This window comes from Paenibacillus sp. GM1FR, from assembly GCF_002803315.1.
GTDB lineage: Bacteria > Bacillota > Bacilli > Paenibacillales > Paenibacillaceae > Paenibacillus > Paenibacillus amylolyticus.
The window spans coordinates 207,021-231,506 of record NZ_MKZL01000063.1 but is presented as its reverse complement, the minus strand read 5'-3'; the positions used below and the strand labels follow the sequence as shown (position 1 = coordinate 231,506).

At 46.7% G+C, this 24,486-nt stretch carries 25 protein-coding genes and 1 other annotated feature; of the genes, 16 read left to right on the top strand and 9 right to left on the bottom strand.

Annotated elements, in window-relative coordinates:
- Window positions 1-2: 2 nt before the first annotated feature.
- A complete protein-coding gene (gene ylbJ, locus PAEAM_RS29025) occupies window positions 3-1,256 on the bottom strand; it encodes a sporulation integral membrane protein YlbJ (protein ID WP_100529781.1) in 1,254 nt (417 codons plus the stop codon).
- Window positions 1,257-1,408: 152 nt separating this feature from the next.
- Between ylbJ and PAEAM_RS32050 the strand changes: the two genes are divergently transcribed.
- The 3 genes from PAEAM_RS32050 (at window position 1,409) to PAEAM_RS29015 (ending at window position 2,970) form a co-directional block, all read left to right on the top strand.
- Window positions 1,409-1,573 (top strand): hypothetical protein, encoded by a 165-nt coding sequence (locus tag PAEAM_RS32050; protein WP_155984997.1) that lies wholly within the window; start codon window positions 1,409-1,411, stop codon window positions 1,571-1,573.
- A 244-nt stretch (window positions 1,574-1,817) separates the two neighbouring features.
- On the top strand, window positions 1,818-2,195 hold the full coding sequence (locus tag PAEAM_RS29020) for a globin domain-containing protein (protein WP_100529780.1): 378 nt from the start codon (window positions 1,818-1,820) through the stop codon (window positions 2,193-2,195).
- A 43-nt stretch (window positions 2,196-2,238) separates the two neighbouring features.
- On the top strand, window positions 2,239-2,970 hold the full coding sequence (locus PAEAM_RS29015; protein ID WP_036605724.1) for a DUF2225 domain-containing protein: 732 nt from the start codon (window positions 2,239-2,241) through the stop codon (window positions 2,968-2,970).
- A 12-nt stretch (window positions 2,971-2,982) separates the two neighbouring features.
- On the opposite strand, the gene PAEAM_RS29010 is transcribed toward PAEAM_RS29015, so the two are convergent.
- Both PAEAM_RS29010 and PAEAM_RS29005 read right to left on the bottom strand, forming a co-directional pair.
- The gene (locus tag PAEAM_RS29010) at window positions 2,983-3,216 is read right to left on the bottom strand and encodes a hypothetical protein (RefSeq protein ID WP_017692378.1); all 234 of its coding nucleotides are present in this window, start codon (window positions 3,214-3,216) and stop codon (window positions 2,983-2,985) included.
- Entirely contained in the window at window positions 3,213-3,383 is a 171-nt protein-coding gene (locus PAEAM_RS29005) for a YycC family protein (RefSeq protein ID WP_074096390.1), read from the bottom strand. Before PAEAM_RS29005 ends, PAEAM_RS29010 begins: the two co-directional genes overlap by 4 nt.
- A 118-nt stretch (window positions 3,384-3,501) precedes the next feature.
- Here PAEAM_RS29005 and PAEAM_RS29000 point away from each other — a divergent pair, with 118 nt between their 5' ends.
- On the top strand, window positions 3,502-5,301 hold the full coding sequence (locus tag PAEAM_RS29000; protein WP_100529779.1) for a M3 family oligoendopeptidase: 1,800 nt from the start codon (window positions 3,502-3,504) through the stop codon (window positions 5,299-5,301).
- A gap of 289 nt (window positions 5,302-5,590) precedes the next feature.
- Window positions 5,591-6,001 carry an O-methyltransferase gene (locus tag PAEAM_RS28995; RefSeq protein ID WP_076319832.1) on the top strand — a complete coding sequence of 137 codons (411 nt, stop codon included), beginning with the start codon at window positions 5,591-5,593 and terminating at the stop codon, window positions 5,999-6,001.
- A gap of 85 nt (window positions 6,002-6,086) precedes the next feature.
- Here PAEAM_RS28995 and PAEAM_RS28990 read toward each other — a convergent pair whose 3' ends face one another.
- Together PAEAM_RS28990 and PAEAM_RS28985 are read right to left on the bottom strand one after the other, a co-directional pair.
- Window positions 6,087-6,320: an alpha/beta-type small acid-soluble spore protein gene (locus PAEAM_RS28990; RefSeq protein ID WP_047841310.1), complete on the bottom strand. Its 234-nt coding sequence runs from the start codon at window positions 6,318-6,320 to the stop codon at window positions 6,087-6,089.
- A 205-nt stretch (window positions 6,321-6,525) separates the two neighbouring features.
- A complete protein-coding gene (locus PAEAM_RS28985; RefSeq protein WP_036673298.1) occupies window positions 6,526-7,500 on the bottom strand; it encodes an aldose 1-epimerase in 975 nt (324 codons plus the stop codon).
- A 245-nt stretch (window positions 7,501-7,745) separates the two neighbouring features.
- Window positions 7,746-8,013: a binding site (T-box leader), on the top strand.
- A gap of 75 nt (window positions 8,014-8,088) precedes the next feature.
- On the opposite strand from PAEAM_RS28985, the gene trpS reads away from it, so the two are divergent.
- Window positions 8,089-9,081: a tryptophan--tRNA ligase gene (gene trpS, locus PAEAM_RS28980; protein ID WP_036605729.1), complete on the top strand. Its 993-nt coding sequence runs from the start codon at window positions 8,089-8,091 to the stop codon at window positions 9,079-9,081.
- 114 nt (window positions 9,082-9,195) lie between these two features.
- On the opposite strand, the gene PAEAM_RS28975 is transcribed toward trpS, so the two are convergent.
- Window positions 9,196-9,396, bottom strand: coding sequence for a hypothetical protein (locus tag PAEAM_RS28975; protein ID WP_017692385.1), 201 nt, complete (start codon window positions 9,394-9,396; stop codon window positions 9,196-9,198).
- Window positions 9,397-9,516: 120 nt separating this feature from the next.
- Between PAEAM_RS28975 and PAEAM_RS28970 the strand changes: the two genes are divergently transcribed.
- Window positions 9,517-9,735, top strand: a complete 219-nt coding sequence (locus tag PAEAM_RS28970) for an alpha/beta-type small acid-soluble spore protein (protein ID WP_017692386.1) — start codon at window positions 9,517-9,519, stop codon at window positions 9,733-9,735.
- Between the two features lie 116 nt (window positions 9,736-9,851).
- Here PAEAM_RS28970 and PAEAM_RS28965 read toward each other — a convergent pair whose 3' ends face one another.
- The gene (locus tag PAEAM_RS28965; RefSeq protein ID WP_036605731.1) at window positions 9,852-10,832 is read right to left on the bottom strand and encodes a metal-dependent hydrolase; all 981 of its coding nucleotides are present in this window, start codon (window positions 10,830-10,832) and stop codon (window positions 9,852-9,854) included.
- A 435-nt stretch (window positions 10,833-11,267) separates the two neighbouring features.
- On the opposite strand from PAEAM_RS28965, the gene PAEAM_RS28960 reads away from it, so the two are divergent.
- Entirely contained in the window at window positions 11,268-11,879 is a 612-nt protein-coding gene (locus PAEAM_RS28960; protein ID WP_076254612.1) for an SCO family protein, read from the top strand.
- 73 nt (window positions 11,880-11,952) lie between these two features.
- Here PAEAM_RS28960 and PAEAM_RS28955 read toward each other — a convergent pair whose 3' ends face one another.
- Both PAEAM_RS28955 and PAEAM_RS28950 read right to left on the bottom strand, forming a co-directional pair.
- A complete protein-coding gene (locus PAEAM_RS28955; protein ID WP_062837991.1) occupies window positions 11,953-12,300 on the bottom strand; it encodes a toprim domain-containing protein in 348 nt (115 codons plus the stop codon).
- Window positions 12,301-12,825: 525 nt separating this feature from the next.
- Entirely contained in the window at window positions 12,826-14,001 is a 1,176-nt protein-coding gene (locus PAEAM_RS28950) for an MFS transporter (RefSeq protein ID WP_047841308.1), read from the bottom strand.
- A gap of 190 nt (window positions 14,002-14,191) precedes the next feature.
- Between PAEAM_RS28950 and PAEAM_RS28945 the strand changes: the two genes are divergently transcribed.
- From PAEAM_RS28945 to PAEAM_RS28910, 8 genes are all read left to right on the top strand, one after another.
- Complete coding sequence (locus tag PAEAM_RS28945; protein ID WP_174806458.1) at window positions 14,192-14,674, top strand: ATPase; 483 nt, start codon at window positions 14,192-14,194, stop codon at window positions 14,672-14,674.
- Window positions 14,675-14,692: 18 nt separating this feature from the next.
- Complete coding sequence (locus PAEAM_RS28940) at window positions 14,693-15,838, top strand: transglutaminase domain-containing protein (protein ID WP_036605735.1); 1,146 nt, start codon at window positions 14,693-14,695, stop codon at window positions 15,836-15,838.
- Between the two features lie 105 nt (window positions 15,839-15,943).
- Window positions 15,944-17,980, top strand: a complete 2,037-nt coding sequence (locus PAEAM_RS28935; protein WP_076328974.1) for a peptidoglycan D,D-transpeptidase FtsI family protein — start codon at window positions 15,944-15,946, stop codon at window positions 17,978-17,980.
- Between the two features lie 396 nt (window positions 17,981-18,376).
- Window positions 18,377-20,323: a peptidoglycan D,D-transpeptidase FtsI family protein gene (locus tag PAEAM_RS28930; RefSeq protein ID WP_165790095.1), complete on the top strand. Its 1,947-nt coding sequence runs from the start codon at window positions 18,377-18,379 to the stop codon at window positions 20,321-20,323.
- Between the two features lie 237 nt (window positions 20,324-20,560).
- Entirely contained in the window at window positions 20,561-21,505 is a 945-nt protein-coding gene (locus tag PAEAM_RS28925) for a metal ABC transporter solute-binding protein, Zn/Mn family (protein WP_100529777.1), read from the top strand.
- Window positions 21,506-21,535: 30 nt separating this feature from the next.
- Window positions 21,536-22,357: a metal ABC transporter ATP-binding protein gene (locus PAEAM_RS28920; protein WP_235193917.1), complete on the top strand. Its 822-nt coding sequence runs from the start codon at window positions 21,536-21,538 to the stop codon at window positions 22,355-22,357.
- Window positions 22,358-22,360: 3 nt separating this feature from the next.
- On the top strand, window positions 22,361-23,320 hold the full coding sequence (locus PAEAM_RS28915; RefSeq protein WP_017692397.1) for a metal ABC transporter permease: 960 nt from the start codon (window positions 22,361-22,363) through the stop codon (window positions 23,318-23,320).
- A complete protein-coding gene (locus PAEAM_RS28910) occupies window positions 23,320-24,192 on the top strand; it encodes a metal ABC transporter permease (protein ID WP_076328977.1) in 873 nt (290 codons plus the stop codon). The genes PAEAM_RS28915 and PAEAM_RS28910 overlap by 1 nt, the downstream gene beginning before the upstream one ends.
- Window positions 24,193-24,486 lie beyond the last annotated feature (294 nt).

Here is a 24,486-nt window from a genome sequence, read left to right as displayed (position 1 = left end):
ACTTATTTTTTGGCATGTCGTCTAGGTTTGAGAATGGAACTTAATATCGCAAGGAATAACAACAACACGATGAGGCTTACAAAAACAATCATTCCGGATAAAAAAATCAGTCCCCAGTCCGGTGTATACGTTGATAACGATGGGATGAAACCGGGCTCCATGAGAACGGGTGAAGAGGAACGCCCCATCATGGGTGTCCATAACAGCAGGACCAGCACAGGGGCGATTAGCGCATGGATTGCTCTGGCAAATAGAAATGGACCGTATCTCATGGGTGTGTTGCTAAGAACACTCATAATCTGTGCATGGACGGATAATCCACCCCAAGAGAGAACAAAGGCTGCTGCTGCTACTTTATAGACGAGTGGGATGGATGCCCCGGCACTCCCAGCCTCTTTGTTCCCCAGCGTTACTTCAAACAGCCCACCGACCAAGCTAGGAGATAAGGATGGAGGCAGTCCGCTATGTCGTAACAATTGCTCGGTTATCCCGTATAATCCGCCAAGCCAACCGGTCTGGACAAGTAGCTCCATCATGACCGAGAAGAATACAACCAGCCCTCCTACGATAATAATAAGGCGAAGGGATGAGGAGACTGCCTGGCGCAGCAGTTCACCAAATGCCCGCCCGTCAGCTTTTCTTGCTTCATGCATCGCATAGATGGCCCGGACCAGTCTGTTTCTAGGTATCCCCTCCGTTGGAGATCCAGAAGAACTGTCTGGGTGTGAGCCTTTTGCTGTACCCCCGTGAAAACGCATGAGCATACCCACCAGAAAAGCTGCAGCGTAATGGCTCGCAACCAATACTGGAGCAATGGCGACATTATGGAAGAACCCAACCGATACCGCTCCAATCATGAAGATCGGATCGGATGATGTAGTGAAGGCAACGAGCCGTTCTCCTTCTTCCCGGGTAACCAGCTTTTGTTCCCATAACTGAGCGGTCAGTTTCGCCCCTGTAGGATAACCGGATGCACAGCTCACGGCAAATACAAAACCACCGCTTCCGGGAACACGAAACAATGGACGCATCAGTGGATTCAGCAAGGTACCTAGAAAATGAACAATGCCAAAGCCGAGCAGCAGCTCGGACAGCACCAAAAAAGGAAAAAGGGAGGGAAACAATACGTCCCACCAGATGGACAGTCCGCGTACACCTGCATGCCAGGTTTCCGCTGGATACAAGACCATTAACACACAAAGGGTCAGGAGAGCGAGTGTGACCAGGACATGGGTGAGTCGTTGTGAAGCAGCCATGAATTCTTCTCCTTTATTTTTGGAATGGTCGGTGTGCGGAAGTCTGTGGTGTTATTGCCATCAATATATGAAAAAAAGTGGACAAACAGTACAAAATTATACGTAGAAAGCGCTTGCAAAAGTGGCTGTGTTTTTGAGTGATGTGTGCTAAAATGAGAAAAACGCCTGAACGTCACCTAATTGTCTCCAAGGTGGAATTCAATTCGGATGGAGTGATGATCATGAGTCTTGTCACCGGAATCCTGGTCTGTGCTTTTGTATATGTGATACGTGCCTCGCTGGTACGCTCTGAGGAAGAGGACTGGCGGAGTTATTAATGAAATATCTAGTGCGCCAACCCAAGCGGTTGGCGCTTTTTTTGTGTTACATTTTGAATAAGGTCCTATACACAGATGGCAGGTTACATGTCCTGATGATTTCATGTTATATAGGACTTTTTGGTTTTTTTTGATAGAATGGAGATAAAGGCTTTTGTGGCCTGGATATTGTTACTGTTTTCACAATGTTCACGGAACGTGTAATATATGGCAAAATTCGACATCAGAAAGGGGAATCAGACGAATGAATCCCAGTTTGAGTATTTATGACAATCTTGGCGGTGAGAAAGGTGTTCGCGCATTGGTCGAGGCTTTCTATCCGATCGTTCAGCAGAATGAGCAGCTGGCTCTGCTTTTCCCGGAAGATATTCAGCCGGTCATCGACAAGCAGTATATGTTTTTGTCTCAGTTTTTTGGAGGACCAGGGCTGTTTTCCGAGGCGTTTGGACATCCGATGATGCGTGCCCGTCATATGCATTTTGAAGTGACGGTTGAACGGGCTGAGGCTTGGCTTGCATGTATGGATCAAGCCTTAACACAGATTGGTGTGGAGGAGCCCTTGCATTCGTTTATCCTGCAGCGTTTATCCGGGCCTGCACATCATTTTGTGAATACACCGTAGATCCGAATATGATTACAAGCGTACGGGAGAGGGATGGAATAGATTGGAATTAGAGCCGCTGTATAAGGTGAAAGTGACCTGCCATTATTGCGAAACCGAGTATGAAACCTCACGGGTAAGACCGAGTTTGAAAAGGCCCTACCGGACGGATTCGGATTTTTGTGCTTACTACAAGCTGGAGAATCCAGATTTTTATGTGGTTCGCATCTGTCCGCAGTGCGGGTTTGCCACGACGGAGAACGCAACGGAGCATCTAAATGATGCTCAGCGCAAGGCTTTTAAGGAACAGATCGGTAACCGCTGGGTTAAACGTGATTATAGCGGAGCACGAACACTGGAACAGGCGCTGGCAACGTACAAGCTTGCCTTGCTGTGCGCACAGGTTATCCGGGAGAAAGATCGTGTCGTCGCTGGTCTGTTGCATCATATAGCTTGGTTGTATCGTTATATGGAGGACCATGCACAGGAACATCGTTTTCTTGAATTTAGCCTGGAAGCCTATGTGAAGGTGTTCGAACGTGAAGGAACGGGTGGCAATGAAGCCAAACTGTTGTATTTGCTCGGGGAATTGAACCGCAGGGTAGGACGGTTTAATGAAGCAGTGCAATGGTTCAGCAAGGTCATTCATGACAAGCGGATCACAGATGCGGCCATGATTCGTGCTTCAAGGGAACAGTGGGCCGTGCTGCGTGAGCAGATGATTTCAAGTAAGTTGGAACTCCCTGAAGAGATGCTGGAAACAGACAAAGAGGCTGCAAAGCGCAGCCCCCTCTAGGTTGATCTTACATTAGTTACGGACAGGACGGCTGGATAACAAATAGTCACTGTCGTTGTCGATCACGGTCATGCTTGTATTACAGCAGGGAAAGACCAGTAATTTCTTTTTGCCTTCGCGAATGAGCACAAGCTCTTTGGGTTTGAGGGGGAGCAGCACGTTGCTTGCGTGACAGTAGGGACATTGCTGTACATAGATGTCTCCCATCACAATATCGTAAGGCCAGCTGTTCTCAAACGGAATCATTCTTGTTCGCCTTCTGGTGCGGAAGGTTTGGAGGTTTCTTGTTTGGCGAGTTCCGCAATCTTCTGCATCAGGATATGTTGGGGCATGTGCATCAGGTGCTCCAAAGGTACGCCCAGGGATTCTGCTAATTTGACGGCTGTATCAGCCGATACTTGTAAAGGTTTCATACGTTTACCTCCTGAAGGTTGCTATAAGTATTTCTCTAGTATAGAGATATGGCCCACAGAAAACCAGTTTTTAATTCAATCCTAACCATCCAATTTATAGAGAGAGGTGCCTTATTAAATGAAAACGCCATTACACCCGGTATGGGACCTGGAGTCCATTTTTAGTGGAGGTTCTTCCTCCGAGACATTTGCTGCGTATCTGATTGAACTGGAAGAGGATGTACGTAAACTGCAACATCTGCTGAACGAAACAGCTGCACCGACTTCATTAGAAGAGACGGCTGCATTTGATCCCATTTTGGAACTGCTGCAAAGCTGTTATATCCGCATATCGGAAGGATCTGCGTTTGTATCCTGCCTCTCATCGCAAAACCAGAAGGACAAAAAGGCAACGCAGCTTCAAGGCGCCATCAGTTCCCTTGGTGCGATGCTGAACGGCAGCAAATCGAAGTTTGATAATACACTCAGTCAGACATCGGATTCGGTGTGGGACGCTTGGATTGCTCGGGAAGATATTCAGCCGCTGGCATTTGTACTGAACGAGAGTCGCACGCTGGCTCGTGAGAAGCTGTCGCCTGAACTGGAAGGCCTTGTACTGGATCTGGGTGTGGATGGTTACCATGGTTGGGGCAAATTCTATAACACCATTGTCAGCAAGGTGAACATTCCATTTGAGCAAGATGGGGAAACGGTGATGCTCTCCGCAGGACAGGCTGCCAACAAGCTGAGCGATAGTGATCGGAATGTACGCGAGACGGTATTCGCAAACTGGGAGCAAGCTTGGACCGATGTCGAAGATTTCTGTGCTGACACGCTGAATCACCTCGCGGGATTCCGTCTGAAGTTATATGAGAAACGTGGCTGGGATGATATCCTCAAAGAACCTCTGGCCATCAACCGGATGTCACGTCAGACACTGGATACGATGTGGGATGTGATTAACGGTGCCAAACCTGCGCTTGTTCAATATCTGGAGCGCAAGGCAGAACTGCTGGGGGTAGACAAGCTTAGCTGGAGCGATGTAGATGCACCTGTAGGTAAATCGAGTGGCAGAATCACATACGATGAGGCAGCCATCAATATTGTTGAACAGTTTGCCAAGTTCAGTCCTAAACTTTCCTCGTTTGCAGAGATGGCTTTTGAGAAACGCTGGATCGAAGCAGAAGACCGTCCTGGCAAGCGTCCAGGTGGATTCTGTACGTCTTTGCCACTTAGCAAAGCAACCCGGATTTTCATGACCTTCTCCGGGACACCATCTAATGTGTCGACTCTTGCGCATGAACTTGGTCATGGATATCATCAACACATTATGGAAGAGCTGCCTGCCTTGAATCAACGTTATGCGATGAATGTGGCTGAGACAGCGTCCACGTTTGCTGAGCTGATTGTAGCAGATGCCCTGGTGCAGGCGGCAACAGATGAGCAAGAGAAGCTGGCTTTGCTGGAAGACAAGATACAGCGAAGTGTGGCTTTCTTTATGAACATCCATGCCCGGTTCCTGTTTGAGAATCGTTTCTATGAACAACGCAAAAAAGGTCTGGTCAACGCGGATGAATTATCCAAATTAATGGTGGAGGCGCAGCAGGAAGCGTTCTGCGGTGTGCTTGCATCAGATCATCCTCATTTCTGGGCATCCAAACTGCATTTCTATCTGACAGGTGTGCCATTCTATAATTTCCCATACACGTTCGGTTATATGTTCAGTGCGGGAATCTATGCAAGAGCGCAGCAGGAAGGTACAGCATTTGCAGATAAATACGATGATTTGTTGCGGGATACAGGGCGTATGACGGTTGAAGAACTTGCTCAGAAACATTTGGGTACGGACCTGACACAACCGGAATTTTGGCAAAATGCTGCGGACTTGGTTATTGCCGATATTGAGCAGTTTCTGCAGATGACAGCAACCGAAAAATAGGTTGAATAGAATAGGTTGAATATATATGAAAAGGCTGCAAATCCGTGTTAACAGACACAGGATTGCAGCCTTTTTTTTGTACAGAATCCTCATTTTTGATTATCGAAGATTTTGTCGTAATTAATTGAAAAAGCTCAGTTTAAGGGAGTGGAATGGCAATTAATTGTGCAAATCATAGTTAGAAATACCCAACTTTGCCGTTCTTTGTTGAATGAGCACATATGATGTCATATAATGAGTCGTAAGTCCTTGCTGTATAGGACTATAAGCATATAAGGAGAGTGTTAATATGAAAATTGATGAGCTTTCATTAGCGAGACAGTTGGATCTGGTATTCAAAGAACTTGATCATGAGTTGTCAGGGTTAGATTCAGGGGTAGTTTTTGTGCAAATACGAAACAACGTAATTGGGAAATTCGGTATTCGACATAATCCGATAGCTGGACGAGATGGGCAGATGGATATGGAGGAAGGGGGGCTAAACGAAACCCAGAGAACTTCTTTCCGGGCAATGGCACTGGAGACGTTGAAATTCAAACGTAATTGGACACATGGCGAAATATCGTACGACTTCACAGTAAGACAAGGTATGATTTTGGTAGATGCAACAATGGAGTCTAATTACAATATGGCGAGCCTGATGATTCGCTACCCTAGAACCAATACATACAAGGATTCAGATATGGAGTCGAGCTCATAATTCGTTGCACAAGAGAAAGCGGCACTTCCGAAGAAGGCCGCTTTTACTTTTGGATTCTGCTTAGGCTCAAGCAATAATTACGAGCTTACGAACGACCCGATAATTGCTGCTCAGCGATTTGCACCAGACGTTTAGTGATGTATCCACCCAGAGAACCTGTCTCACGGGAAGTATAGTTACCGTAGTAACCATCTTGTGGAATAGTTACACCCAGCTCTTGAGCAGCTTCAATTTTCAATTGTTGCAATGCTGCTGTTGCTTGGGGAACGACCAGGTTGTTGGAGCGGCTACCGCTACCTTGGTTTTGACTTCCGTACATATGTGTCACCTCCTTATGGGTTGGTGATGTTAGTATGGTTAGAGAATACGGAAATATACATGATATGGCGTAAGGGAAAATATGGATAACTATCAGTGCACAGGACACATAAAAAAGCCGACCCAATGCGGGTCGGCAAGTTGTATTTGGATATCAAAATATAGGGTGATATGCGTAAAAGCAAAATAGAGCATGATCAGCTCGCTTAGTCTGTAGGAGGTATAACCTCAATACGTGTAAATAACTCAACAGGCTGTTCTGGTTCCAAGCGAATCAACCCGGTTTGTTCATCTGATAAAGCCAAATTAGGTGCATCCGGGAGCCAAGTGTACGGTTCAATGCACAAGAACTGATCGGATTCACCTTTGGTAAAGAGAACCCAATGTTTGAAAAATGCTTCATCTGCTGAATATTTCAATGTATACCCATCTTGCCTGCGTAAGTAAGCCGTAGCCGGTTCACCTTCGGTAGCTTTCAACAGGGTATCCCAGTTACGTCCCTGCAAATTGATGCCTTCGTTCAGAGCAGACCATTCACCCAGGGATTCCAGTTCACCTGTCGGTAGTTGTTCTTCATTCTGTCCGTATATTCCGGAAACAGGCAGTTGCAGTGTCCAGTCGGCAGGTTTGCCGTCTAACAAAAACCATGTATGATATCCCATCCCAAAAGGAGCAGGCGTTGAGCTCAGATTGGTGACTCGCAGACGCTGGCTAAATACAGCGTTTTGCAGACTGAACGTCATCTCAAGTTTTAGGGGAATCGGGAATTGGGCCATCCAGTGCTCTTCATTTTCGGTCAGTAATTCAGTCGTAATTGCACAGCCGTCTTCATCTTCCTCAATGTCACTGACACACCAGGATTGGGTACGGTGGAGACCGTGAATATGGTTGTCATTCGCCGTGTTCTGATCAAACTGGTAACGAACGCCTTCATATTCGAATTGTCCACGATGAATGCGCCCTGGTGGAATCAGGAGAGGAACGCCAAAATGGTACGGCTTCTGCAGATAAAAGGCAAGATCGTCTTCATCCGGACGGCGGACGACATCTCTGTCCTGCACTAAATCGCGAATAGAAATAATATTATTTCCAAGACGCGGCAGCAGGGTGATTTCCAATTCACGGCTATGTAGGATATACGTGTCGTAACCATTCCATTGGCCTTTGGTCACTTGTTTCATATCGATGCTCCTTTTCCCACTTGAAATCTGTCTGCAAGCAGTTGTGATGAAGCTACTGCTGCAGGCGTGTCGTTGTGTACATGCCAGCGATTTCCTGCGCTATTTCGTGTGAAGTAGGCAACAGGATAAGCAATTCCATCATAACAGATTTTGATGTCTCGGGTAAAAAAGTTCAACTCATTTTGACATTCACGCCTGTGCGCATTAAGATGGAACTCTAAAAGCATTTATTAGAATTAAATGACATGAAATCGATGACAGGGATAAGTAGGCCAAGAGAATCCTCTCCAGAAAGCCGGTGGTTGATGTGAACCGGTGTGAGCTCTTTACCGAATGGACCCTTGAGTGTAGGTTTGAACAGGTTAAGCCAGAGATGGGCTTGCCCCACTAGAGTCTGCCGTATAATCCACGTTACGGAACAATGAAGGCATTTCTTCAGCTTGACTTGATTCAGGGTCAGGAGCAATCGAAGAAAAGCGAATAAGGGTGGCACCACGGTCTCACGTCCCTTGCGGATGTGGGGCCTTTTTGCGTTCGCAGAGAATGGCAGGAGTTTTTTTATATACAATCAGGGAGGCGTTATGTGTAATGAAAACAGTACTTTCAGGTATTCAGCCAAGCGGTAAGCTCACATTGGGCAACTATATTGGTGCAATCAAAAATTTTGTAAAACTCCAGCATGATTATCAATGTCATTTCATGGTGGTTGATCTTCATGCCATCACCGTGGCTCAGGAGCCAGCAGCATTGCGTGAACAGTCGGAAGCGGTAGCTGCACTGTTTATTGCAGCAGGTATTGATCCTTCGAAATCTAACGTATTTCTGCAATCCCATGTACCGCAGCACGCGGAATTGGGCTGGTTGATGACAACGCTGACCTCCATGGGTGAGCTTGAACGCATGACTCAGTTTAAGGATAAATCATCCGGTAAAGATTCGGTTGGTGCCGGACTGTTTGTGTATCCATCATTAATGGCGGCTGATATCTTGTTATACAATGCTGACCTTGTACCAGTAGGTGAAGATCAGAAGCAGCATCTGGAACTGACACGTGATCTGGCAGGACGTTTTAACCACCGTTATGGGGAGTATTTCACCATTCCAGATCCGTATATTCCGCAGGTGGGTGCACGGGTAATGTCACTTGATGATGCCTCTTCGAAAATGAGCAAAAGTAACCCTAACGCTGGCAGCTATATTGCCCTGCTGGATCCGCCGGATGTGATTCGCAAAAAAATCAGCCGTGCCACTACAGATTCGGGACGTGAAGTCGTATATGATCCGGCAAACAAACCGGAAGTCAGCAATCTGATGAGTATTTATGCTGAATGTGCAGGTATGACGCTTAAGGAAGTAGCTGAGCGTTATGAAGGCAAGATGTATGGTCCGTTCAAAAAGGAACTGGCTGAAGTGGTTGTATCTGTGATTGAACCGCTGCAACAACGATATAATGAGATTCGTGAGTCTGGCGAATTGGCGGATGTTCTGGATACGTCAGCCCGTCGTGCAGAAGAAGTTGCTGCTCAAACGTTGGATGCAGTGAAAGAACGTATGGGATTTGTTCCGAGACGTAAACAGTAGCCCTGAACAAGATCTTCATTTCATGCAATGAATAGTTAACATAAATAAAGAGGAGCCCTATTGAAGGACTCCTCTTTATTTGTGCGTTCATTATTGAACTATCAAATGACCTAATCAAGAAGTGGGCTCTGAAGCAGCCGAACGAACTTCCTGACGTTCTTTTTTGGCACGAATCACAAATCCCCAGCCAATGTTGGCAATGGACAGGACAAACAGTAGTGCAGCAAACCAACCGGAGTAGGAGATCATAATTGCTGAAACCGTTAACAAGATAATCGAAGAGAATGCGAACCATAAAGACAAGCCTTTACTCATTGGGAAAAACCTCCATCTACAAATTTAGTAAAACTCCGTATAACCTGTAGCCTACGAGCCATAATAATCTTGCAAGCTTGCAATTACATTACAGACACAGATTGAAGGGAGATTATAAATATGGCTCAAGGATCTCGTTCTAACAACTTGGTGGTACCTCAGGCAAATTCAGCACTGCAACAATTGAAAATCGAGGCTGCACAGGAACTGGGTGTAACTATCCCACAAGACGGTTACTATGGTAACTACACTTCCCGTGAAACAGGATCTTTGGGTGGATATATCACCAAACGTCTGGTACAAATCGCTGAGCAGTCTCTGGCTGGGTCTGGCAAATAATTTATTTTAACCAACAGCAACAAAACAGGATAAACGGAAAGCCCGGAGCGGAAACGCTCCGGGCTTTCTCGCGTATCAGTTCCTATGTCTGATTGTGCCTTGCCATGCTCACTTCGTCAAGGGCGTGCAGATAAAAGTTTTTTATCCATTTTCTCATCGCTTAACCAGCCTACATACGTATCAATCGTCTCAAAATTCCGATCCATCACAATCACAGCGACAAATGGATATTGTTTCCGGTGTCGATAACGTACATCTGCCCAGCGGACCTTGTAACCGGCAGGCAGTTCTTCAACCTCTGCCACCGCATAGGAGGTGAAATAGAGGAAGGCACTGACTTCCGGCGATTTGCGTGAAGCAGCAACGGCCGCGTGAGTAGAAGACGAGGCGTGCAGACTCCATACCAGATTAGAACCATCCATTTTACCGATCACATAACTGCCGTCCTCAACTCGTTTGACCACATGCCAGCGGTTCCAGGATATCGTTGGAATGACGATGTATCTTGCCTGCTCTGGGCTGTTGTCGAGACGTCTAACTTTTCTGACTGCTTGTGCACGAGCAATCGTTCGCCATATATAATATAAACCGGTCAAACTATACAACGTAACGAAGAGTGGTGCAGGGGCGATCAGATCAAAGGCCCATAACAGGATAGCTATGACATGTGTAGTGAATAGAAACGGATCAAAAATATGAATGATGTTCCAGGCGATCCAGCGTTCCGTAAAAGGCCGGGCGGCTTGGGTTCCATAGGTGTTGAACAGATCGGTGAATACGTGAAAGCCTACGGCCACAGCGGTCCAGGTGGCAACGTGTCCAATAGGGACACCAGGGAATATCAGTGCAATGACGCCGGTGATGAGCAAAACCCATAACAGGAGAAATGGCAGAGAGTGTGACAAGCCCCGATGATTCCGAATGTAAAGCGAATTGCTTTTGAGACGTAACGCAGTATCAATGTCAGGGGCCTGGGAACCGGCGATCGTGCCAACCATTACCGCAGCTGCAAGCATGGGACTCGCCGCGACGACAGGATCGACATAAGCCAGACCGGCTAGACCAATCCCCATGACAAAATGTGTAGAGGTATCCATAAACGTCTCCTTTGTGTGGTATATCGTTCTAAGGCATATTACTTCTCTATCTAGGTGATACCCATATATAGTGTATAATATCCGTTTGTCAGGATGCAAAACATCCCTAATTTCAAAGTTATGACAATTTCCTGTGCCATACCCAATAAATGTACGTAGTTTGTCAAACTATTTTGGCATTTCCTATGATAAACTTTATATCGGATACAGTGAGAAAATCGCCAGAGAACGTACGATACTATTCGAATGATATACAATGCTAAAATAATTTATGGGCATTGTTCCTTTAAACCGTTACAATAATATAGAATCTCATAAAAAGTAGGTTTCTTTGAATACATATGTCACAGTAGATGGATAAAGCGAAACAAACGTGATTTTGGATTCACATATGTATGCGTATTCATAAGAAAAGATGCAGAAGGGACGAGGAAGATGCTGAAAAAGTACAAATGGACATGGATGCTGCTCGGGCTCGCACTGATTATGGCTGTGTATCTGATGTGGGGCACCGTATTTGCCAGTAAGGAAAAATTACCCGAGATTCGTGAAATCCAATCCTTTTCTATGGAAAATGTAGATGGCAGTACAGTATCGCTGGAGGATACTCAAGGGAAAGTCCGCTTGTTCTACTTTTATTTCACCAGTTGTCCGGATGTCTGCCCTATTACGACCTTTACGTTATCCCAGGTGCAGGATCTGTTGAAAGAGGACGATACCTTTGGTAAAGATGTCTCATTTGTATCTATTTCATTCGACCCGAAAGTCGATACAAGAGAGAAGATTAAGACGTTTGCGGACCGCTTCCACGCGGATTATTCCGGATGGTACTTCTTGCGAGGCGATATGGACAAAACCAAACAGTTCGCCAGGGAATCATTCCAGATCCTGATCGATGGGGAGAGTAAGGATGATTTTGCCCATATGAATATGATTGGTCTGGTGGATGAGAACAACCAGCTACGCAAGGTATATAATGCATTTAATACAGAGGACGTTGTGCCTGCTGTCATTGCCGAGGATATTCGCAATCTGATCAACGAATAATCATGTTACTCATATTGTAAAGGCTGCCTTCAGGTTGGATATCAACCCAAAGGCAGCCTTTTGGTATTTCATTTTAAAAGGAAGGATGTTCAGGGTATTGGATGTATGTCTCTAACCCGGCCTTTTCCAGCTGGGCAATGATATACTCATCAGGTGTTCCTTCCACACCCGCATATCCTCGTCGTGTATACATCTGTACTGCATCCGGGAAAGCATCCCGAAGTACACCTCTAATTTTTTTGCCGGAACTGTCATTATCCATAAATAAAAAGACTTCATCATAACCGACTTGCTTGCGCAGGGTCTCCAACTTGAGGGAATTAAGTGTTCCAAACGTACATAGAATGTTGATTTCGGGCCCAACCAGACGTTTCAGTTTGCTTCGATCATTCTTACCTTCCACAATGACATGAATAGGCATGATATTCACCTCTTGTTCGAGAGCTTATGTCGACATTCCCCGGGAAATGTTGCAGCGAAAATCGACTGATTATATAAAATGGACTCCTTTCTTTACACGACTGCTAACTGGTTAGAACAAAACATCAAGTTTGAGGTCTTATTTCATAAATGCATCATTAGGTCAGTAATAGCTTTAGTGGCCGTTCCGGTTACGGATCGTTCTTCCGATCGCTGTTGTCTCCATATATTTCTGATTTGCTTTTATAAAGTTAATATTTGGAGACAAAGGCGAACGCTACCGCTTCTTCAAAATCGATTCCGTCCCCTTCACTACTTTTGGCTAATTGTTCAACCTTAATGATCTTCAATAAGATAAAACCTTCGGTGATTGTAAAAGATAGATTTCCCAGTTAGCTTTTATTAACGTGTAAAACGTTAGTCCATTTTATATAGTTTAGCTGTAAATGGGGGAATGATGCAAAGCTAATGAAAATACTGGCCTAATTGATGCCATTACGGTAAGGACACAGAGTCTGATCGGAATTTAATTCAATATACTTTTCGGATCGGACAGGGGAGCTTCGCGTCTGGATGTATAGTATGGAAGCAGCAACATACCAATCATTAACAAAAGAAACGCGATGAAATAGGGTGATAACCCGACACGAAGTTGCCCGGCTGTGATGGGGCCGATGAAAGAGCCGATGGAGGTGGCAATGGATTGCAACGAGAAAATGCGGCCCAACTTGCTTCCTCCGCTCAGACGGATAAATAGGGTTGCCATAGCTGGAAAGATGATGCCTTTGGACATCCCAAGTACAAATAATACAGTAGACAACGGAACTTGCGGAATGGCTGCCATCACAAAAAAACACAAGGACATTAACAGCACGCCCGCAACCAGACGCAGCTTGGGGGAATACCGGTTGAGAAATAACATGCTGAGGGTGAAGAGTGCCCCAATACTTATTATAGAGAACAGCAGTCCGGTAGACATGATGGACGATTGTCCTCCGCCCCGCAGGGGTAATTCGAAGAAGAGAATCCCTTGGGCACAGGCAATCACCAGAGGCAAGGCGAAGTATCGCCAGGACACCGGCAGGAATGCGCTTGTGGCATCTGCTGGTGAAGCGTCAGGTTTAGCAGGTTCAGTTACTCTCTCCTGCTGTTTGACGATACCACGGGGCATGGTCATGAAAGCAATGACACCTGTGAGAATAAGCAGATAGCCCAAACCTGAGAATGTAGCAGAGAATCCCATGGAACCCACAATGATCGCACCGGCTGCTGGTGATACAACAGATGCAAGGGTATGCACTACCCCGTGACCCGACATATACTTCCCCTGTTTCACCGGATCGCTGGATAACTGTGCAAGCAGAGCGAGACATGCAGGAGACAGGAAGGCCAGTACAAAACCGCTGATGGAACGCAGCGCGAGCAGTTGCCATGGTGTCTGGACATAGGCTTGCAGGAGCAGGATGAATCCTGCACCGAGCAGACTGAATACAATGTAGCGGCGACTGCCATGTTTATCGATTTGTGTTCCAGCAATCAGATTGCCAGGAAGATGTGTTAAGGAATAGATGCCCATCATCCAGCCAATGAAAGTAGGGGCGGCTCCCAGCGAGATGGCAAAAGGGGTCAGAATGGGATACTGGGCGTGCAAATCAAATACAGCAAGGAACAAAAACAGGTATAGCCAGATGGCCGTTTTCACATAAGCCCCTCCTTGTTAAGCGATGCATGTTCAAACTACAGGTCTTGAACGTGTTCCCCGTTCGCCCGGCAGAACCTCATGGTACTACTTGTACGCCCGGCGGGACGAACTTAGACCGTTTATTTTTAAGGGAGAGGGCTTAGCTGACAGCAGCTTCGGAAATCATGTATAATATTCGGGAGTGTTACGAATGAATTCTAATACGGAAGGTGTAGTCATGAACATAGAAGTAATCAAAGAGTTTGTGATGCAGAACTGGCTGGTGATCGTGGTTGCATTGATCATATTGTTCTTTGTTCTAAATGTGGTCAAAACCGTATTGAAATGGGCGATTGCCATCATCATTATTGCGGCTCTACTGATATACAGCGGCATCTCCATTGATCAGATCAAACAGACAGTGACAGACGTACAATCCAGCACGATGGACACATTGAAGAAGGAAGCAACCAGCATGATGCTGAAGGAGGCTTCCAAAGCGAAATACGTCAAAGGACAGGATGGAGCGTTCACCATCACAAGTCCCAATGTTGAGATTAAGGGCAGAACTCAATCGGATAAAGTTGATGTGACCTTCCGCGGAATTTCACTTGGCGAATGGAAACTCGACAATGAAACTATACGTACGTTTGTCGAACAGGCACAGGAGAACAAAACAGCACCAGCATCGTAGTAAAGGGGGAATCGGTACGTGCTGCAGAATTGGCTGGACAGCCTGAAGGAATTGAATGGCATCACGATTATGCTGTTGCTGATTGTGGCTGCTTCATTATTGCAGGGTTGGTCCAGAGGGGCTTCGCGTTCAGCAGGCAGACTCTTTGGGTTCCTGATGGATGGCATTATGGCGGTCATTGGTATTCTGTTGTCGATCGGTTTAACGTTGTGGCTTGCGCCATATGTACAGCAGTGGCTGTCTGAGTATGCTTCAGCCATGCCTAACCGTGAGTTGAACCGGTGGGAACAGATGTATTATACGTTGGTTACGGCGATTGCAGATTTTCCGCTGATGCGGTTCGCTGTATTATTTGTACTTAGCTATGGACTCATCCGACTGATTCTCGGGTTTCTCTCTTCATTTATTTTTAGCAGCAGGCAGAGGTCAGCCGAGGAAAGTGCGCCTAAAGGTATGTTTAGTCGCTTGACGGGTGCATTCATTGGCACGATCATAGGCTCCGTCCGCGGAATGATTGTCATCGCAGTTTTGTTCATGATTGTCAGTCTCTACCCTGGAAGCATGTTCAGCCGATATGTGGAAGCATCCCCGATCTATATGCAAGGGGCCAAATCGGTTATCGAACCGTTGTCTGGCACGTTCATTAAGGACAAGCTACCCGTATTTACGCAGGCTGTGCAGAAGGAACTGGGCGGCATCCTGCAACGCAAATATGAAGTCATCGACCACAATATTCCGACGGACATTGAATCAGCAGCGAGTGAGATTGTCAAAGGCCAATCGACAGATGAAGCCAAAGCAAGAGCGCTATACGACTGGGTAGGTTCACGTATTCAGTATGACTATGGTAAAGTGGATGACTATGAGCAAAAGGGCATATGGCATGAACAAAATCCACAGAATACATTTGATACACGCAAAGGCGTATGTATTGATTATGCCCGTCTTTATGCCGTGATGGCCCGTTCACAAGGACTTGAAGTCAAAGTTGTTACAGGACTTGGTTATAACGGCCAGGGAGGGTACGGTCCGCATGCGTGGAATGAGGTGTATTTGAGTGGTTCCGAGAGCTGGGTTCCGCTTGACCCGACATGGGCGATCAGTGGAGACTGGTTTAATCCTCCGAATTTTGCCGACACCCATCTAAAGGATCAATCAGCTTAGCAATACAACGGACATGGGTCCGGAATATGACGACGTTGCCAGGTTATCATGCCGCGAAGAATCAGATTGAGCGGTATGCATCAAGTCATGAAAGAGGTAGGATGGATGAAAAAACATTCCAATGAGAAGGATGAACTTACGGACAAACGGCGCTTCAGTTACCGAATGAACGTATTTTTCTTCGCTTCCTTTGTTATTTTTAGCGTTATTATTGTACGCTTGGCCTTTTTGCAATTCGTGGAAGGGCCTGAACTTAGCCAGGAAGAAGCAAGTAACATTACCAAGGATGTACCACTTCCTCCTGTGAGAGGCACGATTTATGATTCTACAGGTGAGGTGAAGTTGGCTTACTCCAAGCCCATTCAGTCTCTCTACCTGACACTGTATAAAAACTATGGGGATGTTGATGGGAAACCGAGTCCTAACATAGGGGAAGTGCAGGATATTGCAACCCGGTTGCACGATGTATTTGAACAGTACAAGCTGAAGGATTCAGAGTCACTTACAGTGGAGAAAATTATTGAAGAGATGGACTTGAACTCCCGCAAAGCGAACGGTTTTATGCCGCGTCTGATCAAGAGTGATCTGTCCGAGGAAGAAGTTGCTTATTTCCTACAGCACAAGGACGAGTTCAAAGGTATTCAGATCGTCGAGGAGAGTGTACGATTCTACGATCCGGATACGGTAGCGGTTCAGACCATCGGTTATCTGAAGAAGTTCAGAAGTTCGAAGTCCTTGAACAAATACAAAGAGGTGGACGAGGCCAATAAAACGCAAACGGATCCGGGCCTTGTGTATACGGAAAATGAATTTGTAGGCTTTGATGGACTGGAACTGCAATATCAGGATGCTCTCCGCGGCAAAAGCGGATATACATCCGTTGATGTTGATTTGCGTAACTTGCCTGAAGGTGTAGCAGGTTCTACCCCGCCGCAGAAAGGGTACGACCTGATTTCCAGCATTAACAAAAACGTTCAGGTGAAAACAGAACAGGCCATTCTGGATCAGTTGAGTTGGCTTCATCGGAATCAGGTTTCCGGTCGATTACATCCGAATGCCAAGACCGGATTTGCAGTTGCGATGGAAGTGGATACGGGGAAAATCGTATCTGCTGCCAGTATGCCAGATTATGATACCAACATCTGGAGAACAGGCAGTATCACCAATGATCAGTATGATGATATCAAATATGTGTATCAAAATGGTACGATTCGTTCATTCCCTCCGGATGACTCTAAAAAGCGAGCTGAATCGATCGTGCTACTCGGTTCCACCATCAAACCGCTTAGTGTCTTAATCGGTTTGAAAGAAGGTTTCTTCACTACCAATACGGTTTATTCGGATAGAGGTTCAACGACCTTTGGTGGGGACAATCGCAGAGTGCAGAACTCATCAGGGCATGTGTATGGTGCAATGTATCCTCGTGATGCGATTCGTCATTCCTCGAACGTATTCATGATTGATGAGATTGGGAAGAAGATGTACTCAAAATACGGTGCGACCGGAATTGACAAATGGGATGAATACATGAAGCAGTTCGGCCTTGGGGTATCTACAGGGGTTGATCTGCCGAATGAATTCCTGGGCATACGGGATTACATGAACGACACGGAAAGCTCGCTGACTCGTCTCGTGTATGGTTCCTTTGGACAGCAGGGAAAATACACAACCATGCAGTTAGCACAGTACACGACAATGCTGGCGAACAAAGGAAAGCGGATGGAGCCACAACTGGTTAGAGAGTTCCGGGATTCTGAAGGCAACGTGGTCGAGAAAGTAAAACCGAAGGTACTCAGCACGGTGGAGTTTAACGATGCCTACTGGAATGAAGTACAACGAGGCATGGCAACCGAGGTATCTGCATTTAGCGGATTCCCTTATGACTTTGCTAGAAAAACAGGAACATCGACACAGGTAGTAGGCGGTAAACTGGTGGATAATGGTGTATTTATCGCCTATGCACCACGTAATAATCCAAAGCTTGCTGTCGCTGTGGTTATCCCCGAAGGGGGCTTTGGATCGAGCAGTGCGGCTCCGGTTGCACGTGCGATCTTCGATGCCTATGACGAGGAATTCGGTCTCGACGGTGTACCGAAAAAAGACAAAAATAAAGATTCAGATTCGGAATCAGGCACACAGTAATGTGAGGCATTGGTTACAGAGGGGACCCTTCGTGGGTCCTCTTTTTTGTTTTTACGTGGAGAATGGATCGTAAGAGTGAACTAATTAGTTGCATTAATATGTAACCATATGAGCTGTACCACGTTTATATAAGGGAAGGGTAAACGCGATCTGGAGAGCGGGACAACGTTGATATGTCAGTGTTTACATTGAAACCAGTAGATGGGGTAGTGTAAAAGTTCTGTTTACGAAAATGTAACCAAATATTGAAAGACGTGACAGCTAACCTTTGGTAGACTTGTGTGAGAAAGGATTAAAAATCGGATTGAACGCGTTCACAAGACGGATTAAATATTTTATTTTTATAGAGGAACGGGAGAGGCTTAAAACATGTTTAACCGATTGAGGAAGAAACCCATGACTGAGGAAGATACACCCGTCAACAAGCCTTCCACCGCAAGGCTGAATCTGTTTTTTTTCGCGGCATTTGTCATATTCAGTATCCTAATTTTCAGATTAGCTTTTGTGCAATTTGTGGAGGGTCCTGAACTGACGTATATGGAAACGAGTCGTAATACCAAAGACATTCCACTTGCACCTGTTCGTGGTCCCATCTATGATGCGACAGGGGAAGTCGCGCTCGCTTATTCCGAACCTGTACAGTCCCTCTATGTGTTGTTGTATGAGGATTATCGGAATGATGAACGTAGACAGGAAGCAGAGGAACTGGCTCATGATCTGGCGGCTGTGTTTAAGCAGTTTAATCCAGGGGACAAAGAGCAGCCGGATGCTGAAGAGATCATCAAACGATTGGATCTGGATTACCAGAAAACGTTCGGGTATGTGCCGAGGCTTGTGAAGTCGGATCTATCTACCAAAGAAATTGCTTTTTTCATGGAGAAAAAAGCAGATTATCCAGGCGTTATGGTGCTGGAAGAAAACATAAGAAAATATGACCCGGATGGTGTAGCCGTTCAGATTGTGGGTTACACAAGAGAGTTCAAACGGGCACCAGATTCCATTGCCAAATATAAGGCCATCCGCGAGGGGGCAAGTACCCAGCGTGATCCTGGTCTTGTGTACCATGAAGAAGAGAAGGTTGGCTTCGATGGGCTGGAGCTTCAATACCAGGAAGAACTCCGTGGACGAAGCGGATATCAGTCCATTGATATTGACGCACGTAATCTGCCAGATGGGACGATGTTACAAACACCACCGGAGAAAGGCTACAGTCTGGTTTCCACCATTAACAAGGAGATTCAGATGGCTGCACAAGAGGCGATAACGGACGAATTGCGAAGACTTCCCAAGGCAATTACTGGATACGCAGTAGCCATGGAAGTGGATACGGGGAATGTGGTGGCTATGGCAAGTATGCCAGATTATGATCCGAACGATTGGGATTATGATAAAATCAAATATGTATTCCGGAACGGAACCACCGAGTCGTTCCCACCGAATGATGCCAAGCCTAGTCGGGCGGAATCCGTTATACTTCTTGGATCAGTAATCAAGCCGCTAAGTGTGCTGATTGGATTGAAAGAGGGATTATTTACAGCAGGACAGACTTATCACGATCAGGGATATGCTATCTTGGGGAAAGACGGACGACAAGTGAAGAACTCACATTCTGCGTATAATGGTTCTATCACGGCGAGAAGAGCGATCGAGAAATCCTCCAATGCGTTTATGATCGATATGGTAGGTAAACGTTTGTTAAGCAAATATGGCTCGGAAGGAATTGATATCTGGGACAAACACATGAAGGAATTTGGCTTGGGTGTGTCCACTGGTGTAGATCTGCCTAACGAATTTCTGGGTAGGCTAGAATATACTAATAAAGACGAATCAGCTCTAACACGTTTGGCATTTGCCTCGTTTGGACAGCAAGCCAAGTACACCACGATGCAACTCGCACAATATACCACCATGCTTGCCAATAAGGGCAAGCGCATGGAACCACATCTGGTGAAGGAAATCCGTGACGCGGACGGCAATGTGGTGAAAGAGATCAAACCTAAGGTGCTCAATGAAGTTGATTTTGCCGATGCGCACTGGAATGAAGTGCACAAAGGAATGGTTACCAAAGTAAGTGCATTTGACGGTTTCCCTTACGATTATGCTCGGAAAACAGGAACATCAGAGCAGGGAACCGGACCGAACAAAAAAGAGAATGGTGTATTTATTGCCTTTGCACCACGAGATAATCCGAAGCTTGCTGTAGCTGTTGTTGTACCAGAAGGTGGATTCGGGTCAGTCAGTGCTTCACCAATAGCACGAAAAATTTTCGATGCATATGATGAAGTGTATGGTCTCGATGGAACGCCAAAAGGTAAGAAAGACGAAGGGAAAGACAAAGAGTAATGTAAAAGAAACGAGGCAGATGTAGCGCTTTTACATCACATCTAACAGGTTAATGAAGTGAACAACATATGAATTTGGACAGGCAGGGGAAATAATCCCTTGCCTTTTTTTTTGGCTTCGGATAAAATTTGCACAAGGGAAACATTATTAGTCTTGATTAAAACTTAATACCTTGTACAACAAAATTAGATGTAGACAAGTATTTTAGGAGAGGGAAAGGGGACGGTTGAATTGTTAATGGTGAAAATGAGGAGTATTCAGAGGGGGTTCATTACGCTAGCCGCTCTGGTTCTGATTGTTGTACTTACGGCATGTTCCAGTGATGCAGAGACGAGCAGTGGTGGCAAGCTACAAGTAACCGCTACAACGGGAATGATCGCTGACGTAGCACGTGAGGTAGGCGGGGCATATGTTGATGTTACCGGGCTAATGGGCCCGGGAGTTGATCCCCACTTGTACAAGGCATCCCAAGGTGATATTCGCAAGCTGGAACAAGCAAAAGTCATTTTCTATAATGGACTGCATCTTGAAGGCAAAATGACAGACATTTTGGAGAAAATGTCCTCAAGCAAGCTGGTTACTGCTGTTACAGAGACTATTCCAGTCGAGGAGTTACACTCAGGCAAAGATACAGGCGGTACCGAATATGATCCACACGTCTGGTTTAACGTCAGCCACTGGATGCATGCGGCAGAAGCCGTACGCGATACGCTCGTGGAGGCGGACCCGGACCATGCGGAAGAGTACAAGGCTCAGGCAGAGGCGTATCTGGCGAAGCTCGAAGCACTGGATGCCGAGGTGCGTGAGAAGATTCTGGAGATTCCGGAAGCAAGCCGGGTATTGGTTACGGCGCATGATGCATTTGGATATTTCGGTCAGGCATATGGCATGAAAGTGATGGGGCTTCAGGGCATCAGTACAGCAGCCGAATACGGTGCAAAAGATGTTAGCGAACTGCGGGATTATCTCGTAGATAACCATATCAAAGCAGTATTTGTTGAATCGAGTGTACCTGCAAAAGCGATGGAAGCCATCATTGCCGGAGCAGCTCAAAAAGGACATACGGTCAGCATTGGCGGAGAACTGTTCTCGGATGCCATGGGGGCTGAGGGAACGGAAGAAGGCACATACATCGGTATGATTCGCCACAATGTTGAGACGATTGTAGAAGCACTGAAATAATGAATCACATGAAGAGAGGAGTACAGGATTATGGAAGATACAACTTTATTGAAACAAACTCCTACGAAACTGAACAATAGTCACTTGCAAGGAACGCAGCCAACATCGGCTCCTCTTAGTGTGAGGGATCTGGCTGTTGCGTATCACAAAAAGCCGGTGCTTAGCAGCGTATCCTTCGATATCCCTGAAGGACAGCTCATCGGTATTCTTGGCCCAAATGGCGCAGGGAAATCAACACTGATCAAAGCCGTTCTGGGACTGGTACCGAAGATGCATGGAGAGGTACGGATCTTCGGTCAATCGTACAGGGAACAACGTCGCCGCATCGGTTATGTGCCCCAACGGGAATCGGTTGACTGGGATTTTCCAACGCATGCACTCGATGTGGTGATGATGGGACGGTATGGTCATCTAGGCTGGTTCCGTCGTCCGGGGAAAAAGGAGCGAGACCTGGCGGCACACTGCCTTGAGCAAGTCGGCATGGGTGATTACATGTACCGCCAGATCAGTCAGTTGTCCGGTGGACAGCAGCAACGTGTCTTTCTGGCGCGGGCACTCGTGCAAGACGCAGATCTGTATTTCATGGATGAGCCATTTGCAGGTGTGGATGCCACCACAGAGAAAGCGATCATTTCGCTTTTGGAACAGTTGAAGAAACAAGGCAAGACGGTACTGGTCGTTCACCATGATCTAGCGACAGTCGAGGAATACTTCGACCATGTGCTACTACTCAATGGACGACTGGTGGCAGGTGGACCGACAAGTGAAGTATTTGTACCGGATACACTGCAAGAGACGTACGGAGGCCGGATTGCGATGATCGGAAGCCGGACGGAGAAAGGCCAGGTGTAGTGCATGTGGAACTGGATCGTTGCCATCTTATCTGACCCCAATACACGTTGGATATTGCTTGGCTGTCTGTTGTTAGGATTCAGTAGCGGGATTATTGGCTCCTTCACCTTTCTTCGTAAACAGAGCCTGATGGGGGACACCCTTGCTCATGCTGCTCTGCCTGGGATCTGTATTGCATTTATGTTGACGGAAACGAAGTCCGTAGGCTTGTTTCTGTTCGGTGCTCTGGTGGCTGGCATTGTCGCTACCTTCGGAATCTCGTGGATTACACGCTACTCCCGGATCAAGCAGGATGCGGCGATGGGAATTGTGCTGACCGTCTTTTTCGGGGTTGGTGTAGTGATGCTGACGCGCATCCAGCATGGGGCGAGCGGAAGTCAAAGCGGACTCGATAAATATTTGTTTGGGCAGGCGGCATCCATGGTCATGACGGATGTGTATGTCATGGGTGGCGTATGTTTAGTATTACTGATTGCCTGTCTTGCCTGGTTCAAGGAATTCAAACTGGTGAGTTTTGACCCGGGATTTGCACGTGGTATGGGTCTGCCAGTTGCCATGTTAGAGCAGCTCATTCTGCTCTTGACAGTGATCGCGGTGGTTGCAGGAATTCAGGCCGTTGGTGTGGTGCTTGTTGCAGCCTTGCTGGTAACTCCAGCAGCAGCGGCACGGTGCTGGACCGACTCACTTGCACTGATGGTGGTATTGGCAGGCATATTTGGTGCATTGAGTGGTGCAACAGGCACGATCTTCAGTACGCTTGTACCTAATCTGCCGACAGGACCTGTAACCGTTCTTGCGGCTACGGTGTTGTTTGCCGGGTCAGCCTTGCTGGCTCCGCGTCGTGGATTATTAGCTCGACGGTTACGTAGTATTCAGGCAAAATCGGCGTATATGCGTGAAGAGCGGGCTACACTCCAGACTCTCGCCACACAGCGAAATCAGCAGGAACGGGGGGAGATGTAATGGCAACGTTTTGGATTATCTTAACGGCCGTATTGGTTTCTTCCGCCTGCGCCATCCTCGGTTGTTTTCTGATTCTGCGGCGAATGGCTCTGGTCGGTGATGCGATCAGCCATGCAGTTCTCCCCGGTATTGCGATTGCTTTCCTGTGGAGTGGTTCCAGAGATTCATTGTGGATGCTACTTGGTGCAACGGTGTTTGGACTACTGACGGTGTTCTTCATACAGAGTTTGCAGGCGGGTGGACTGTCGTCTGATGCCTCGATCGGAATTGTGTTCACAGCACTCTTCGCAGTAGGGGTCATTCTGATTAGTCTGAACGCCCAGCATATTGATCTGGATCTGGACTGTGTTTTGTTCGGTGAGATCGCTTATGTACAGTGGGATACGCTAACCCTTGGGGGTACGGATGTCGGGCCGAGGGCGGTCTGGATGCTAGGTATCACTTTACTAGTCATCCTCGTCGTCATTGGGCTGTTCTACAAACAGTTCAAGCTATGTGCCTTCGATCCGGCGCTGGCTGCGGCCTGCGGCATTCCAGTAGTGTTGTTCCACTATCTGCTCATGGGACTCGTTTCGATGACGTCCGTAGCTTCATTTGAGAGTGTTGGTTCGATTCTCGTTGTGGGCATGCTGATTGTACCTGCGGCGGCGGCTTACCTTCTCACTGATCGTCTGGGCAAAATGATTCTGTATGCCGTCCTAATCGGAGCAGCATCCTCGGTTGGAGGTTACATCATGGCATACGCCCTGGATGCTTCCATTGCGGGCTGTATGGTAGCTGTTGCTGGAATTCTGTTTGTTCTTGCACTGCTGCTGTCACCGAAACATGGCATCGTATTCCGTTACGCTCGTCGCAAATTCGCGGCAAGGTAATGGAAGTTTAAGTGAATAACAGGTGAATAAATAAAATTATAAGAAGCCGTCTGCATCGCAGGCGGTTTTTTGCGTGTCTGGTCGTATTACTTTGACAAGGGCAACCGGATATAACATATGCAATATAAATTGATAATGTAGCGTCATCCTGCCGATTACGGGTTATTTTGTTGCATACAGATGATCTGTGGTAAAATGTCGTTAGCTGTGACGTCCGGAGCGTCCGTTGTTACGGGTGCCGGGCGATCTTGTTGTGAAAGAATTTTAAAATTAGATAAAGAGAACCTTTAAGTT

Excerpts from the sequence above, each read along its gene's own strand:
- PAEAM_RS28985 (WP_036673298.1), bottom strand. The coding sequence starts at position 7,500 with ATGAAACAAGTGACCAAAGGCCAATGGAATGGTTACGACACGTATATC.
- PAEAM_RS28930 (WP_165790095.1), top strand. The coding sequence starts at position 18,377 with ATGACTGAGGAAGATACACCCGTCAACAAGCCTTCCACCGCAAGGCTG.
- trpS (WP_036605729.1), top strand. The coding sequence starts at position 8,089 with ATGAAAACAGTACTTTCAGGTATTCAGCCAAGCGGTAAGCTCACATTG.
- PAEAM_RS32050 (WP_155984997.1), top strand. The coding sequence starts at position 1,409 with ATGAGAAAAACGCCTGAACGTCACCTAATTGTCTCCAAGGTGGAATTC.
- PAEAM_RS28915 (WP_017692397.1), top strand. The coding sequence starts at position 22,361 with ATGTGGAACTGGATCGTTGCCATCTTATCTGACCCCAATACACGTTGG.
- PAEAM_RS28975 (WP_017692385.1), bottom strand. The coding sequence starts at position 9,396 with ATGAGTAAAGGCTTGTCTTTATGGTTCGCATTCTCTTCGATTATCTTG.
- PAEAM_RS29010 (WP_017692378.1), bottom strand. The coding sequence starts at position 3,216 with ATGATTCCGTTTGAGAACAGCTGGCCTTACGATATTGTGATGGGAGAC.
- PAEAM_RS28955 (WP_062837991.1), bottom strand. The coding sequence starts at position 12,300 with ATGCCTATTCATGTCATTGTGGAAGGTAAGAATGATCGAAGCAAACTG.
- PAEAM_RS28960 (WP_076254612.1), top strand. The coding sequence starts at position 11,268 with ATGCTGAAAAAGTACAAATGGACATGGATGCTGCTCGGGCTCGCACTG.
- PAEAM_RS28920 (WP_235193917.1), top strand. The coding sequence starts at position 21,536 with ATGGAAGATACAACTTTATTGAAACAAACTCCTACGAAACTGAACAAT.
- PAEAM_RS28970 (WP_017692386.1), top strand. The coding sequence starts at position 9,517 with ATGGCTCAAGGATCTCGTTCTAACAACTTGGTGGTACCTCAGGCAAAT.
- ylbJ (WP_100529781.1), bottom strand. The coding sequence starts at position 1,256 with ATGGCTGCTTCACAACGACTCACCCATGTCCTGGTCACACTCGCTCTC.
- PAEAM_RS28995 (WP_076319832.1), top strand. The coding sequence starts at position 5,591 with ATGAAAATTGATGAGCTTTCATTAGCGAGACAGTTGGATCTGGTATTC.
- PAEAM_RS28910 (WP_076328977.1), top strand. The coding sequence starts at position 23,320 with ATGGCAACGTTTTGGATTATCTTAACGGCCGTATTGGTTTCTTCCGCC.
- PAEAM_RS28925 (WP_100529777.1), top strand. The coding sequence starts at position 20,561 with ATGGTGAAAATGAGGAGTATTCAGAGGGGGTTCATTACGCTAGCCGCT.
- PAEAM_RS29000 (WP_100529779.1), top strand. The coding sequence starts at position 3,502 with ATGAAAACGCCATTACACCCGGTATGGGACCTGGAGTCCATTTTTAGT.
- PAEAM_RS28965 (WP_036605731.1), bottom strand. The coding sequence starts at position 10,832 with ATGGATACCTCTACACATTTTGTCATGGGGATTGGTCTAGCCGGTCTG.
- PAEAM_RS28990 (WP_047841310.1), bottom strand. The coding sequence starts at position 6,320 with ATGTACGGAAGTCAAAACCAAGGTAGCGGTAGCCGCTCCAACAACCTG.
- PAEAM_RS28935 (WP_076328974.1), top strand. The coding sequence starts at position 15,944 with ATGAAAAAACATTCCAATGAGAAGGATGAACTTACGGACAAACGGCGC.
- PAEAM_RS29005 (WP_074096390.1), bottom strand. The coding sequence starts at position 3,383 with ATGAAACCTTTACAAGTATCGGCTGATACAGCCGTCAAATTAGCAGAA.
- PAEAM_RS29020 (WP_100529780.1), top strand. The coding sequence starts at position 1,818 with ATGAATCCCAGTTTGAGTATTTATGACAATCTTGGCGGTGAGAAAGGT.
- PAEAM_RS28945 (WP_174806458.1), top strand. The coding sequence starts at position 14,192 with ATGAATTCTAATACGGAAGGTGTAGTCATGAACATAGAAGTAATCAAA.